The organism is Pigmentiphaga humi, assembly GCF_900606115.1.
GTDB classification, from domain to species: domain Bacteria; phylum Pseudomonadota; class Gammaproteobacteria; order Burkholderiales; family Burkholderiaceae_B; genus Pigmentiphaga; species Pigmentiphaga humi.
Genome location: NZ_UWPJ01000032.1, coordinates 12894 through 26167, shown reverse-complemented (window position 1 = coordinate 26167; position 13274 = coordinate 12894). Strand labels below are relative to the sequence as shown.

The window sequence follows — 13274 nt, the reverse complement described above, 5'->3', positions numbered from 1 at the left end:
CATTGATGAGCCACGTCTACATTCTCACCCTCTCTTGTCCTGACCGAATCGGTCTGGTCCACGCCGTGTCGGGCTTTCTCGCCGAGCGTGGCGGGAACATCGAAGAGGCGGCCCAGTTCAACGACTGTGCCGAAGATCTGTTCTTCATGCGCGTCCGCTTTTCCTGCGATACGTGCGAGATGGAGGATCTGCAGGCGCAGTTCGCGTCCTTCAACGAGCCCTTCAAGATGGACTGGGCCTTGCACAGAGCCGACGTCCGCGTGCGGACGGCCATCATGGTCAGCAAGGAAGGGCACTGTCTCAACGACCTGCTGTTCCGCGCCAAGACCGGTCTGCTGGCAATCGACGTGTGCGCGATCATTTCCAATCACCGCGACTTCTATCAGTTGGCGGCCAGCTACGACATCCCGTTCCATCACATTCCGGTGACGGCTCAGACAAAGGCCCATGCGGAAGCAAGGCAATGGGAGATCGTGGAGTCGGAGCGGGCGGAACTGGTGGTGCTTGCGCGCTACATGCAGGTTCTCAGCGACGAGATGTGCCGCAAGCTGAGCGGCAGGGCGATCAACATCCACCACAGTTTCCTGCCCAGCTTCAAGGGCGCTCGGCCCTATCGCCAGGCGCACGAGCGAGGCGTCAAGCTCATCGGCGCGACTGCCCACTACGTGACGGCAGATCTCGACGAGGGCCCGATCATCGAACAGGACGTCGCGCGCGTCGACCATAGCAAGACGGTCGGCGACCTCACTGCGATCGGACGCGACACCGAAAGCCGGGTACTTGCCCGCGCGGTGAAATTCCACAGCGAACGCCGCGTGCTGCTGGACAGGAACAAGACAATAGTTTTCGGTTGAGAACGGCTCAATTTCTGACGAAAAGGTCAAGCATCATGATGCAAGGCGCAACGGGCAAGTCCTTACAGGATCTGATCGATTCCACTCCGAACCTGGCGGAGTATTTCTACAACGGAACGGCGTCGCCGCACGACCGCAATAACGCCGGAGGCTCGCCGGTACCCCTGGAGCACTCCAACTGGCGCGAAGAGCAACGCGCGTGGCGCGAGGCGGCAGTTCTTTTCGACCAGTCCCACCACATGCCCGAGCTGTTTCTCAAGGGACCCGACTCCGCGCGTCTTCTGAACTACCTCGGGATCAACACCTTCAATAACTTCGTGCCAGGGCGAGCCAAGCAGTTCATTGCTTGCAACCACAACGGCCAAGTGATCGGCGAGTGCGTGCTGTATTACCTCGAGGAGAACAGCTTCGAACTGGTCAGCGGCATGCAATTGCAGGACTGGGTTCATTTCCATGCCGAGACCGGCGGCTACGACGTCAGCTTCGAACGCGATCTGCAGACGGCGGAGAACCCCAAGGGGCGGACGAAATTCCGCTATGGCATGGACGGACCCGAAGCCCGGCAGATCTTCGCCGAGATCGTCGAGGGCGAGGTGCCCGAGATTCCATTCTTCCACTTTGCAAAGGTGCGGATTGCCGGTCGGGAAGTGCTTGCGCTGCGCCATGGCATGGCGGGTCATATGGGCGTCGAGCTGTCCGGCAGATGGGACGACGGTGATGCGGTGCTCGCGGCAATCCTCGAGTCCGGCAAAAAGCACGGCCTCAAAAGAGGTGGCCGTATGTCGTACTTCAGCGCACAGGGCGAAGGCGGATGGATGGCGTATCCGCTTCCCGCGGTGTACACCGACCCGAAACTCCAGGCCTTCAGACAATGGCTGCCCGCCAGTTCCTGGGCGGGCCGGGCGCAGCTTTCGGGCAGCGACTACGTCCCCGACATCAAGCACTACTACGTCACGCCCTGGGACATGGGCCTCGATCGCATCATGAAGTTCGACCACGACTTCGTCGGCCGCGCCGCGCTGGAAGCAATGGTCGATGCGCCGCACCGCACCAAGGTGACCCTGGTATGGAACAAGGAGGACATAGCCCGTATCCAGGCTTCCATGTTCGAACCGGGAACAGCTTTCAAATCCCTCAATTTCCCGATGGCGTCGTACGGCTTTCCGCATTGCGATGCAGTGCGTACCGCCGGCGGAAAACTTGTCGGCCGCGCCGGCTACTCCGGCTATTCCGCCAACGAGGCCGAGATGCTTTCGATCGCATCCGTGGACGGCGGCCTGGCATCGCCGGGCACCGAGCTCGTCCTGACCTGGGGCGAACCCGATGGCGGATCGGGCAAGAGACACGTCGAGCGGCACCGCCAAACCGACGTGCGTGTCACCGTCGCTCCGGCTCCGTATGCGACGGCCGCGCGCATCGCACGCGGCCTCGGCCTCGGCCAGTGACATTCATGCACGGCGCGTTCGTCGATTACAGGAGAAGCCGGTGCCGGCACTTTCGACAGGGAATCAGGTGAGCATGGATTCAAGGACGGCTCGGCCAGACCTGGACGCCATCAAACGACTCGCGGCGGTTGCCACGATCGAAACGTCCACACGCGAGGAATCGGAAATCCGGATCCAGGCCAGACGCGTGGCTCCCGGCTCGGACGTGTACATCCCTTGGCTGCCCGACAGCTCCTGGCGGGACATCGTTGCGGTGGCCGCCGAACTGCGAGCGTGCGGCGTGAACCCCGTCCCGCACGTTGCGGCACGCCGGCTTCTCTCTCGTGAGGATGCACAGCAGTATCTGTCGGCACTGCGTGGGCAAGCCGGCGTGACGCGAGCGCTGCTCATCGGTGGCGAGCACAGCGCAAAGCGCATGGGGTTCGCCCACAGCATCGAGCTGCTGGAGTCCGGCCTGATCGAAACCCATGGCATTCGGAGCCTCGGGTTTGCCGGGCATCCGGAGGGGCATCCCGCCGTTGCGAGCGAAGTCATGGACGCCGCCCTGCAGCGAAAGATCGCCTATGCGGACGAGCACGATCTGGAGCCGTTCATCGTTACCCAGTTCGCGTTCGACCACCGTTCCGTTTTGTCCTGGCTCGAACACGTGCGCGCCATCGGCATCCGCGCGCCGGTGCGCCTCGGCGTAACCGGACCGGCCTCGGTGCGCACGCTGCTCCGCTATGCATTGCGCTGCGGCATCGGCACTTCCCTGAAAACGGTAGCTGCCAGGGGCCCGGCATTGATGCGGTTGATCGAGAAAGGCGGCGCCGAAGACGTGGTGCGCGCCGTAGCGCCTCGGGCCGCCGAACTCGGAGTCATCGGACTTCATCTGTTCCCATTCGGAGGGTTCGAGCTTTCCGCCGGTTGGATCGCGAAAGTGGCCGCCGAAGGCCTTTAGGCGCGCCGGCGCGAGCGCCGTCTTCCATCCAAGGATATCCATGTGGCGAGAGCCGGGGATTTCGCATGACTGCACACCTCATCGATGGAGCTGCTTTGGCAAGGCGCCTGCGCGCCGGCGTGGCCGCCCAGCTTCCCGTTCTGAAAGCCGCAGGGGTGAATCCCGGCCTGGCAGTCGTGCTGCTGGGCGACGATCCAGCCAGCCATGTGTACGTGCGCCACAAGATCAAGGCGTGCGAGGAAGCCGGCATCGATTCCTTCCTGGAGAAGTACGAGGCGACGCTGTCCGAGCAGGCGCTGTTGGCGCGAATCGACGCGTTGAACCGGGATGCGCGCGTACATGGCATCTTGGTGCAGCTGCCGCTGCCCAGGCACATCGATGCTCGGAAGGTCATCCAGGCCATCTCGGCGAAAAAAGACGTAGATGGCTTCCACGTCGCCAACGCGGGCGCCTTGATGACAGGTATCGAAGGTTTTTGGCCTTGTACGCCCTACGGCTGCATGAAGATGCTCGAAAGCATCGGCTATCCGCTCCCGGGAAAGCATGCCGTCGTCATCGGCCGCAGCAACATCGTCGGCAAACCGATGGCGATGATGCTGCTGCAGCAGAACGCCACCGTAACCATCTGCCATAGCGGGACCAGGAACTTGAAGGCGCTGACGCGCGAGGCTGACGTTCTCGTTGCCGCCGTCGGGAAAGCCCGGCTCGTAACTGGCGACATGGTCAAGCAAGGCGCAGTGGTACTGGATGTCGGCATGAATCGCACGACGGAAGGAAAGCTGTGCGGCGACGTCGATTTCGAATCAGTGAGAACGGTGGCCGGACACATCACTCCCGTGCCCGGCGGCGTAGGGCCGATGACGATCGCGATGCTCCTGGTCAACACCCTAGAGTCGGCGCGCCGCGCCGCTCGCGCGCAATAACGCGTGGCGCGCTGATGCGCGTCCGTATCCCCGGGCACATGCTGCTCAGTCCTTCCACCCCGTCGTTCATTTGCGGAGAAGTGCCATGTTGAATGCCATTGTTCTTATTGCCAGAAGAATTGCAGTGTGTCTTGGTCTGGCAGTAGCGAGCCAGGCCGCGGTTGCGGCCGATTGGCCGGCGAAGCCCGTGACCATCGTGGTTCCGTACGCCGCCGGCGGCAATACCGACCTCATGGCGCGGGTCACCGCCGAGGCGCTGTCGCAGTTCACCGGCAAGCGCTTCGTCGTCGAGAACCGCGGCGGAGCCGGCGGCACGATCGCGGCTGAATACGTCGCGAAGCTGGCCAATGACGGCCACACCCTGTTTTTCGGCACGGTCGGCCAACTCTCGACGGCGCCATTCACCAATCGAATCAAGTATGACCCGCAGAAGGACTTCATTCCCATTGCCAACGTAGGCGGCAATCCCTGCGTCTTTGCCGCGAGTCCGAATGCCCCATTCAAGACCCTGCAGGAGATGGTCGCCTATGGCAAGGCGCACCCGGGCAAGATGACCATCGGTAACGCCGGCATCGGCGGACTGACGCATCTTTCCTCGGCGCTGTTTCTTTCCCAATCGAAGATCGATGCGGTGCTGGTTCCGTACAAAGGCGCTTCCGCGGCATTGGCGGACGCCCTGGCAGGACAGATCGACTTCTACTCCGGAAGCCTGTCGGAGGTGCTTCCCCATGCGAAGAGCGGGAGCTTGCGTATGCTCGCCGTGACCAGCCCCGGGCGCGACGCGAGTCTTCCGGACGTACCTGCGATATCCGAGATGTACCCGGGCTACTCGGTCGAGACCTGGAACGGACTTCTGGCGCCTGCCGGTCTGCCCGCCTCCGGCGCCGCATATCTCATCGAGGCAATGAGAAAGATCCACGCCGACCCGGCTTTCCAGAAAAAGCTCTTGAACCTCGGCATTACGCCGATTCCCGAATTCGGCGATGATTTCCGCAAACGGATCGTCGCGGATACGGAGAAGTGGGGCCCGGTCATCCAGGCCGCGGGTATCGTGCCGGAATAGCCGGCGGGCCGGCTGCCCGGTGTTTCTGCTGTATCCCGGCAGCGGCATCGCGCGGCATGCCTTGCCACGGATCTGGGCAACTCGTGAAGGCAGGAAGCAAGCTCCACCACGCGGACCTCATGCTTCCCCGGCCAGGAACTCCAGGACCATGCGGTTGAATTTCTCCGCGTGTTCCCATTGCGCCCAATGTCCGCAGCGGCTGAAGACGTGCAGGTCTGCGTTCTGCAAGCCTGCCAGCAAGCGCAGGCCTATGTCGAGCGGCACGAAGCGGTCGTCTCGTCCCCAGATGATCAAGGTTTGCGCGCCTACCTCGCCAAGGCGGTGCCCGACGTCGGGGAATTGCCGGGGATTGGCCGCCGCGCTCTTGACGAAGTTCTCGAGATGGTCGCGCCGGGCCAGCATGTTGTCGAGCCGGCTCTGCATGAGTGCTTCAGTCAGGCTGCTACTGTCGTATACGAAGACCTGCAGCATGCGTTTGAGGTTTTCTATGCTTGGGTCGCGATACAGCGCTCCGATCAGTTTGATGCCCTCGGTCGGCATGGGAACCACCGAGCTCGTTCCTCCGGTGCCGCCTCCCATCAGCACCAGTCTGCCCACACGATGGGGATGCGCCAGAGCGAATGCGACGGCGCTGTGCGCGCCCATGGAGTTGCCCACCAGGTGGGCCTTGTCGATGTTCAGGCCGTCCATCAAGCCTTGCAGCATACGGGCATTGAGGTCGGATCTCGAACCTGTCGAGACGATCGCATCGCTTTTGCTCCAACCGGGGAAGTCGAGCAGGATCACGCGATGTCCTGCGTTGACGAAGGGCTCGACGTTGCGATGGAAGTTCGCCCATCCGCTCGCTCCGGGGCCGGAGCCGTGGAGCATGATGACGGTGTCGGCGCCGCGCTCCGTGTCGTTGTAGTGAAGCCTGAGGGCGTGGCCGCCTTCGGTGATTTCGATGAAGCGGCTCGTTTCCGCTTCGCAGAGGGGTGGCATCGTTTGAGGCATTCCTGTTCCTTTTGGTTGGGCTGCGGCGGGTCTGGCCGGTAGAAATCGATAGAAGCGCAGCCGCTCAGCGCATGAAAACCAGCCCGAATCCCGCGATGTATTCCGGTATCGCCCGGTAGTAGCGCAGGAGGCACGAGTGGGATGCATCGGGCCGAAGGGCTGCGCGTCCGATCAGCCAGCTTTTCGATTCATGGGCCGACCGGCCGGCAACCGCGTCAATCCCTGCCTCCGGGTGCCGGCAAAGCTCGTCCAGCCCCGAAGCCGGGCCGACGATGGCGTCCATCCACCACTGATCCCAATCGGGGTTCAACGGCTTGACGGATATATCCCCGGCGGCCAGTGCCCGGCCTGCGGCCATGACGCGGATTTTTCGTGCCTCCATATCGTCAGCGGTCGGCTCCCGGGGAACGGTTATCCGCTCGCGGACGGCGGGGTCGGCATGCTCGAGCGTCGGCACCGGGGGTTCGTGCGATAGCCCTCCCGACCCGATGAGCAGCGTTCGCCGGGGCAGTTCGTCGAGATATCGGCCGATGGCCTCGCCCAGGGCACGGCAGCGCCCCAGCCGCGGGATGCCGGGAGGCGCGACGGCATTCAGGAAGACCGGCACCACCGGGGGAGTCTCCAACCCGCCCCAAAGGAGTTGGAGCGGCTGGGAGAATCCATGGTCGACCGTCATCCGCCGCGATACGGCGATGTCGAAGCCGGCGTCCATCAGGGCATCGACCAGGTCGAGCGCCGTTTCTTCCGCCACGCGCAAGTTCCCTTTCGGCGAAAGGTAATCGCCTATTGCGCAAGCCTGGCTGCCGATGCAGAAGGGCGGCATCAGTTGATTGAAGAAGCCGTTGTAATGGTCTGGAGCGATCAGGACGATCAGCTCGGGGTCGAACTCCCGGATCTGCGCCCGGGCTTCGGCGAAGGTCTGCTGCAACGCCGCTTCAACGTAGCGCGGTATCTCGTTGAGGCCCAGCAGAGGCGTGTGGGAGATGCCCAGGAAGGCGCGGCTCATGGATCGTTCCTCGTCGTTGCGCCGGAATCGCCGCTGGAGTCCTGACGAATCGTCGGTAGATGTTTCGCTGTCACGTCTTGGTGTATGTCAGGCACTCACGGGCGAACAGCTCTTCGACTTCGATCCGCCGGCGCGTGACGCCCTGCTCGAACGCATACTGCAGGAAAGCCTCAAGAGTCGGCCGATTCGCCTCGACCCCATAGGGCCAATAGTCTTGCCCTGCCACGGACCTGGCCTGTTCGACGGCGTAGGCCATCAGGGGCACCGGAAAGTACGACGCGGTGAGATCGGCCGCCCGTTCCAGGCTGCGGCGCTTGGCCTCTTCGAAGCCCTTGAGCAATTGCATGGCGACCCACCGGTTGCGCTCATAGACGTCCCGGCGGATGCCTATGAGGTGCATGATGGGAAATACGCCGGTCCGGCTCCAGTAGTTCAGTTCCTCTGTCCGCGGGTCGCCGAACAGGTGGCGCACCCGGCCGCTGCCGCCTTGCATGACACGCGGCACGCGGGCGCTGATCAGCGCATCCAGTTCTCCGGCGGCGAGCAGATCGTTCAGCGAGCTCGCCGTCTCTTGGCGGTAGTCCAGGCCCAGTTCGGGATCCGGGGGGCTGCGGTCTTCCCTGCCGGGATCGTGCAGTCCTCCCTGCACCCAGTGCAGCGTCCGCAGGTCCATGCCGTACTGGTGGACCAGCGCCCCGCGGGCATACACGGCCGCGGCCATGCCCCATTCGGGAACGCCCACTTTTCTGCCCACCAGTTGGGCGGGGGACGAGATGCCGCTGTCGGCGCGCACATAGATCGCGGAGTGGCGGAAGATCCTCGACGTGAATACCGGGATGGCGATGATCGAGTCGTCTCCCCGGTCGATCGCCGCGACGTAGGCGCCCAGGCCCGTTTCGGCGACGTCCCATTCCTTGTAGCGATGCCCACGCACCAGAATGTCTTCGATCGGCCCGTGCACCGCATGGATCTCCAGGCCGGAGGCGCGCACGTCTCCCGAGGCCAGATCGCGCACGTGGTCGTATTCACCGACGGCCAGCGAGAGAGATATGTTCGCCATGGCCGTTCTCACTCGGGCTTGACGCCGGCCTGCCGCAGCAGGGTCTTGTATTTGTCGACCTCCGCGGTCATCCGTTTCTTGAACTCGGCTCCCGGCTGCAGCTCCGGGTTCAGGTTCAGATTGGCCAGTTTCTTGGCGAAGCCAGGATCGGCGTAAACGCGCTCCAGGTCTGCGTAGATTTTTGAAACGACATCGCTGCCGGTGCCGTTCGGAACGAACAATCCGAACCAGTGATGAAAGCTCACCGGATAACCCAGTTCTTTCAGCGTCGGCACGTCGGGAAACAAGGGATCCCTGGTTTCGGACACCACCGCCAGTGCCTTCAGCCGGCCCGAACGGAGCTGAGGCGTGATGCCGCCTGCGCCCCCGATGACGAGCGGAATCTGGCCGCCGGCCGCGTCGACCACGGCGTTTGCGCAACCTTTATAGGGAACGTGGAGCATCTCCGTGGAAGCTTCCGTCTTGAGCTGCAGGCCGACGATCTGCCCCGGCGAGCCGTTGCCGCACGAGCCGAACGCGAGTTTGCCCGGCTCCGCCTGGGCGCGCTTGGCCGCCTCGCCGAAACTGGACAGGCCGGAGCCAGCGGCCGTTGCAACGATTTGCGTAGAGTTGGCGAGGGAAGCCACAGGGGTGAGGTTCTGGGCCGGATCGTAGCGATTGCCGTCGAGCACGGCCGGATTGATCGCGATGTCGAGCGGCATGATCAGGACCGAATAGCCATCGGCCGGCGAGCGGGCGACGTACTCCGCGCCGATCAGGCCACTGGCGCCGGCACGGTTGTCCACGATCACCTGCTGGTTCCAGCGCTCGCCCAGGCCCTCCGCGATCAAGCGCCCGACTTGATCGACACCGGCGCCGGGAGGATAAGGGACGACCAGCCTGACGGGCTTGGCCGGGTAGCTCTGGGCCTGCGCCGGCAGCGAGGCGGCGAGCGCGGCAGCGCACATCAAGGCTGCCGCGAATCGGACGGTACGCGATGCGCCGGCCAGGGCCGCGTAGGAATGGCGTGAAAACAGGGATGGAATCTTGGACATGTCGTTGTCTCCTGAGTCGAATGTCGTGATCAAGCAAGACCGTGGCAGTGCGTTGCCAGTCGATCGCAAGCGGTTAATTCAACGGGCGTGCAACCACGCCAGAAAGTGTTCTGCTTCGAGCACATGCGTGGACAGCGCACGCAGCGTAAGCAATCCGGCTTCGTGGAAGGACGCGTTGGACGAGCAACAACAGTCTTCCAGCAGCACGGTCGTGAAGCCGTCCTCGACCGCGTCGCGCACGCTGTGATCCACGGCGACATTGGTGGCGACCCCGGTGAACACCAGCGTATCGATGCCGCGCTCGCGCAAGGCATCCGCCAGTCCGGTCCGGTAGAACACGCTGATGCGGTCGTGCTCGACAACCATCTCTCCCGGCTGCGGGCCGAGCGGCGTGGCGAATTCGGAACCGGGCGTGCCGCGCACGAACGCGTCGCGCTCGCAGACCGTTCGGAACAGTGCGTTATTGCGCAGAACGCCGGCGTGGCCGGGCTCATAGACGACCTTGACGTGGACCATCGCCATGCCGATGGCCCTGGCCGCATCGAAGACCCGCCGCACGCGGGGCACGAGGCCGAGCTCGGCAGCCCTGGCGGCGAAGATCGGTCCGAACGCGCCCTCGGGATCGAGGATGTCGTTTTGCCAATGAATGCCGATCAAGGCGGTTCGCCGGGGATCGACTTCGCCCAGCGCTTGAATTCGATGATCGAGGATGAGCTGCATAGTGGGTCAGGCAATGGATTTGCGGTACGACGCCCCTGCGTCGATCGTGAGAACGGTGCCGCTGGTGTACGCCGACACAGGAGAGGCGAGCCACATGACGGCATTGGCGATTTCCTCGACTTCGGCGGCGCGTCCGAGCGGAAAGGCTGACAAGACTTCCCTCCAGCGTTCTTCCGAGCCGAGCCGCTGCTGCGCCCGGCCCCGCGCAATCCTCTCGAGCCGGTCCGTGGCCACGGGGCCCGGATTCACGCCGACGACACGAACGCCATGGTCCGTACTGACCGAACCGAGCGTTTTCGTGAATGCCATCAGCGCCGCGTTACCGACGCTGCCGGCGATGTAGTTCGCGTCGAGAGACTCGCCGGCAGCCCCGATCACGTTAACGATGACGCCGCCGTTCGCCGCTTTCATCAGCGGCAGATAGGCGCGCGACAGATTGATATAACCGTAGACCTTCACGTCCCAGGCGGCGCGCCAGGCGTGGTCGCTGACTTCTTCCAACGAGCCGCCCGGGATGTTGCCGGCGTTGTTGACCAGAATGTCGATGTCGGGAAATCGCGCGGCGAGGCGCTCGGCCGCCGAGGCCGAGCCTGTGTCCTCGACATGGGTCAGCACCTGTGCCCCGCATTCCTCGCGGATGAGCGAGGCTGCACGAGCCAGGGCCTCCTCGTTCCTCGAGACGATGCAGACGCGCGCGCCTTCCCGTGCAAAGGCGCGAGCTATGCCGAGCCCTATTCCCTGGCTCCCTCCCGTCACGAGCACCTTGTGGCCATAAAGACGTAAGTCGATCATTCTTGTCCTTTCATGCATTGAATTCCGGACCGTCCCGGTCCGGCTCGTCCGGATCCGGCCGCAGTAAACTCAGGAACGACCCAATTCTCCGGTGCTTCACCGCGACCCAAAACACTGTGCACCTGGTGCACCAAAAACCGCGGGTTATCCCTGAAGATCTCAACCGACAATGCCTACCGAGCGTAACGAGCATCGGGGCGAATCCCCCTACAAGGAAGTTCGCGGGCTGAGCCGAGGCATCGACGTGCTGAAGGCGATGAACGCCTGCCCTGGCGGTTTCTCGACCGTCAGCGAGCTGGCGCGCAGGACGGGTATCCACCGGACCACGGTCAAGCGCCTTCTCGAAACCTTGCGAGCCCACGGACTGGTGACGCAGGAGGATGAAGAGGGAAGGTACACATTGGGCCATGACCTGCTGCGGCTGACCGAGGGCATCCAGCAGCGCGGCTGGATCAAGCAGGTCGCTTCTCCACTGATGCATGCGTCCATACGCAAGCTGCTCTGGCCGAGCGACCTGGCTGTCTCGGAAGCCGGCTTCATGGTCGTCCGCGAGTCGACGCACAGTTCGAGTCTGCTTTCCCAGCATCGCGCGATGGTGGGCGAGCGCCTTCCGATGCTGGTCACGGCAATCGGCCGAGCGTACCTGGCAGCGTGTTCCGACAGCGAGATCCAGGCGATCGTCCAAGTGTTGTCCAGACGCCGCGACGCCCTCGGGGAGTTGGCAAGGACCAAAGACTACGTTCGCAACGTCATCCGGGAAACGCGCCGCCGAGGCTATGGCGTGAATTCGGGCGACTGGACCATGCAGCCGTCGATTGCCGCCATTGCAGTGCCGGTTGCCAGTGGCGAAAGGCTGCTGGGCGCGATCAATCTGATCTACCCGATAGGCGCGTTGGGCGCCGCGGAAATCCGCCAGCGTTTCCTGCCGGCCTTGAAAGAGCTGGCCGCATCGATCGGGGAGGCCAGTTCCGCCTGGCTCGACTGAAAGTGCCGATGCGGCGCCGGCACCGCGCCGTCTTGGAATATGAATCGCCATCACCGCCGGCTTCCATCGTTCGACGAGCGCAACGCCGTTCATCCGGTGCGGGGGGGGGTATCATTCAAGGGGCGTGGCAGCCCGGCCGGCGCCGTTCGGTCCGCCCCGCATCCTCCCGACAAGAACGACGCAAGAGACTCGATGACCAGCGCAGCGCCTGCTTGGCTCATGCCCATAGTGGCAATTTGCACTCTGCAGACCATTTCGTCATTTCTGACCCGGTTCATTCCCATCATCGCACCGGCAATGTCCGCGGATTTCGGCTGGAGCGGCAGTTCCATCGGCTACCTGACCGCGAGCAACTCCCTGGGCGGGCTTGCAATGCTGATCGCGGGCTCCGCATTGCTCAAGCAGATAGGCGGGATGCGGACCTTGCAGTTCACCTTGTCCCTGGGAGCCTGCTGCCTGGCGTTCCTGCTGTATCCCAGCATCGCCGTCGCCCTGGCGGCATGCTTCACCATGGGCCTGAGCAACGGCGTTTCCAACCCGGCCGGCAGCGAGGTTCTGCAAAGGTTTTCCCCGCCGGGCAAGCGCAATCTGATGTTTTCGATCAAGCAGGCCGGAGTGCCGCTGGGCGGCGTGATGGCGGGGCTGCTGGTGCCCATGGTGGTCGACTGGGCGGGCTGGCGCATGGCGCTTCTCGTCTGTGCGCTGCTCGTGCTGCTGCCCACCGTGTTGACCTGGCGGCTGAGCGCCGGGCTGGACGAGGTCCCCGAAAGAACGGGTCGCTTCCTGCCCATGCCGACATGGCGGTCGCTGCGCACGCTCGTCGTGCCGCTGACATCGCTGGCGTACAACCGCGGCCTGATGAAGATTTCCATCGTGGGCGGCCTGTTCGCCGTATCGCAGAGCTGCTGGTTCACCTTTACGGTGATCTACCTGATCGACGGGCTGGGCTATTCCCTGAGCCGGGCCGGAATGGTGTTCGCCGTGATGCAGGCGGGAGGCGTGATCGGCCGCATTGCATTGGGTTGGCTGTCCGACCGCATGAAATCGGCTACCGCGACATTGTCGATCGCGGCCATTTTCTCGGCGGCGACGACGGTGCTGCTGGGGCTCACCACGCCGCAGTGGCCGCTATGGAGCACCGCTCTGCTGGCGTTTGTCGCGGGATGTTCGGTGGCGAGCTGGAACGGGGTGCAGATCGCGGAAGTGGCGCGGCGCTCGGCCCCGCAGGCGATCTCCGAAACCGCGGCGGGATCCAGCATCCTGGTCAACCTGACCAACATGGTGGCGCCCACGATGTTCGCGCTGTTCGTTTCGGCAGGCGGAGGCTACGGCTACGCCTTCATCTGCGCCGGCGCATGTTCGCTGCTCGTGCTGGTCTGCTTGCCGCGCGATCGGCGCAAAGGCGCCGGCGCGGCGGCTTGACAAGACGGCCGGCGTGTCGGCACATTCGGCCAGTCGA

Annotated in this window: 13 protein-coding genes; 7 read left to right on the top strand and 6 right to left on the bottom strand. The window is 63.8% G+C overall.

The annotated features are described in order from the left end of the window. The first annotated feature begins 5 nt into the window (after window positions 1-5). From purU to PIGHUM_RS20080, 5 genes are all read left to right on the top strand, one after another. Complete coding sequence (purU, locus tag PIGHUM_RS20100) at window positions 6-854, top strand: formyltetrahydrofolate deformylase (RefSeq protein ID WP_124081506.1); 849 nt, start codon at window positions 6-8, stop codon at window positions 852-854. Between the two features lie 35 nt (window positions 855-889). Then, window positions 890-2299, top strand: coding sequence for an aminomethyltransferase family protein (locus tag PIGHUM_RS20095; protein WP_124081505.1), 1410 nt, complete (start codon window positions 890-892; stop codon window positions 2297-2299). Between the two features lie 40 nt (window positions 2300-2339). Then, on the top strand, window positions 2340-3239 hold the full coding sequence (locus PIGHUM_RS20090; RefSeq protein ID WP_160142370.1) for a methylenetetrahydrofolate reductase: 900 nt from the start codon (window positions 2340-2342) through the stop codon (window positions 3237-3239). Between the two features lie 65 nt (window positions 3240-3304). Then, window positions 3305-4162, top strand: coding sequence for a bifunctional methylenetetrahydrofolate dehydrogenase/methenyltetrahydrofolate cyclohydrolase FolD (gene folD / locus PIGHUM_RS20085; RefSeq protein ID WP_124081503.1), 858 nt, complete (start codon window positions 3305-3307; stop codon window positions 4160-4162). Between the two features lie 85 nt (window positions 4163-4247). Continuing rightward, window positions 4248-5225, top strand: coding sequence for a Bug family tripartite tricarboxylate transporter substrate binding protein (locus PIGHUM_RS20080; protein WP_246013371.1), 978 nt, complete (start codon window positions 4248-4250; stop codon window positions 5223-5225). 117 nt (window positions 5226-5342) lie between these two features. On the opposite strand, the gene PIGHUM_RS20075 is transcribed toward PIGHUM_RS20080, so the two are convergent. From PIGHUM_RS20075 to PIGHUM_RS20050, 6 genes are all read right to left on the bottom strand, one after another. Continuing rightward, on the bottom strand, window positions 5343-6206 hold the full coding sequence (locus PIGHUM_RS20075; RefSeq protein WP_222929293.1) for an alpha/beta fold hydrolase: 864 nt from the start codon (window positions 6204-6206) through the stop codon (window positions 5343-5345). A 76-nt stretch (window positions 6207-6282) separates the two neighbouring features. Next, entirely contained in the window at window positions 6283-7224 is a 942-nt protein-coding gene (locus tag PIGHUM_RS20070; protein WP_124081501.1) for a 3-carboxyethylcatechol 2,3-dioxygenase, read from the bottom strand. Between the two features lie 70 nt (window positions 7225-7294). Further along, window positions 7295-8284 (bottom strand): PhnD/SsuA/transferrin family substrate-binding protein, encoded by a 990-nt coding sequence (locus PIGHUM_RS20065; protein ID WP_124081500.1) that lies wholly within the window; start codon window positions 8282-8284, stop codon window positions 7295-7297. Window positions 8285-8292: 8 nt separating this feature from the next. Beyond that, entirely contained in the window at window positions 8293-9318 is a 1026-nt protein-coding gene (locus PIGHUM_RS20060; protein WP_124081499.1) for a Bug family tripartite tricarboxylate transporter substrate binding protein, read from the bottom strand. A gap of 78 nt (window positions 9319-9396) precedes the next feature. Beyond that, window positions 9397-10038, bottom strand: a complete 642-nt coding sequence (locus PIGHUM_RS20055) for a cysteine hydrolase family protein (RefSeq protein ID WP_124081498.1) — start codon at window positions 10036-10038, stop codon at window positions 9397-9399. A gap of 6 nt (window positions 10039-10044) precedes the next feature. Next, complete coding sequence (locus PIGHUM_RS20050) at window positions 10045-10827, bottom strand: short-chain dehydrogenase/reductase (protein ID WP_124081540.1); 783 nt, start codon at window positions 10825-10827, stop codon at window positions 10045-10047. Between the two features lie 172 nt (window positions 10828-10999). Here PIGHUM_RS20050 and PIGHUM_RS20045 point away from each other — a divergent pair, with 172 nt between their 5' ends. Together PIGHUM_RS20045 and PIGHUM_RS20040 are read left to right on the top strand one after the other, a co-directional pair. Further along, window positions 11000-11815, top strand: a complete 816-nt coding sequence (locus tag PIGHUM_RS20045; protein WP_124081497.1) for a DNA-binding transcriptional regulator — start codon at window positions 11000-11002, stop codon at window positions 11813-11815. 192 nt (window positions 11816-12007) lie between these two features. Beyond that, on the top strand, window positions 12008-13237 hold the full coding sequence (locus tag PIGHUM_RS20040; RefSeq protein ID WP_124081496.1) for an MFS transporter: 1230 nt from the start codon (window positions 12008-12010) through the stop codon (window positions 13235-13237). Window positions 13238-13274: the final 37 nt, after the last annotated feature.

Excerpts from the sequence above, each read along its gene's own strand:
- PIGHUM_RS20095 (WP_124081505.1), top strand. The coding sequence starts at position 890 with ATGATGCAAGGCGCAACGGGCAAGTCCTTACAGGATCTGATCGATTCC.
- PIGHUM_RS20040 (WP_124081496.1), top strand. The coding sequence starts at position 12,008 with ATGACCAGCGCAGCGCCTGCTTGGCTCATGCCCATAGTGGCAATTTGC.
- PIGHUM_RS20065 (WP_124081500.1), bottom strand. The coding sequence starts at position 8,284 with ATGGCGAACATATCTCTCTCGCTGGCCGTCGGTGAATACGACCACGTG.
- folD (WP_124081503.1), top strand. The coding sequence starts at position 3,305 with ATGACTGCACACCTCATCGATGGAGCTGCTTTGGCAAGGCGCCTGCGC.
- PIGHUM_RS20075 (WP_222929293.1), bottom strand. The coding sequence starts at position 6,206 with ATGCCACCCCTCTGCGAAGCGGAAACGAGCCGCTTCATCGAAATCACC.
- PIGHUM_RS20045 (WP_124081497.1), top strand. The coding sequence starts at position 11,000 with ATGCCTACCGAGCGTAACGAGCATCGGGGCGAATCCCCCTACAAGGAA.
- purU (WP_124081506.1), top strand. The coding sequence starts at position 6 with ATGAGCCACGTCTACATTCTCACCCTCTCTTGTCCTGACCGAATCGGT.
- PIGHUM_RS20055 (WP_124081498.1), bottom strand. The coding sequence starts at position 10,038 with ATGCAGCTCATCCTCGATCATCGAATTCAAGCGCTGGGCGAAGTCGAT.
- PIGHUM_RS20060 (WP_124081499.1), bottom strand. The coding sequence starts at position 9,318 with ATGTCCAAGATTCCATCCCTGTTTTCACGCCATTCCTACGCGGCCCTG.
- PIGHUM_RS20080 (WP_246013371.1), top strand. The coding sequence starts at position 4,248 with ATGTTGAATGCCATTGTTCTTATTGCCAGAAGAATTGCAGTGTGTCTT.
- PIGHUM_RS20070 (WP_124081501.1), bottom strand. The coding sequence starts at position 7,224 with ATGAGCCGCGCCTTCCTGGGCATCTCCCACACGCCTCTGCTGGGCCTC.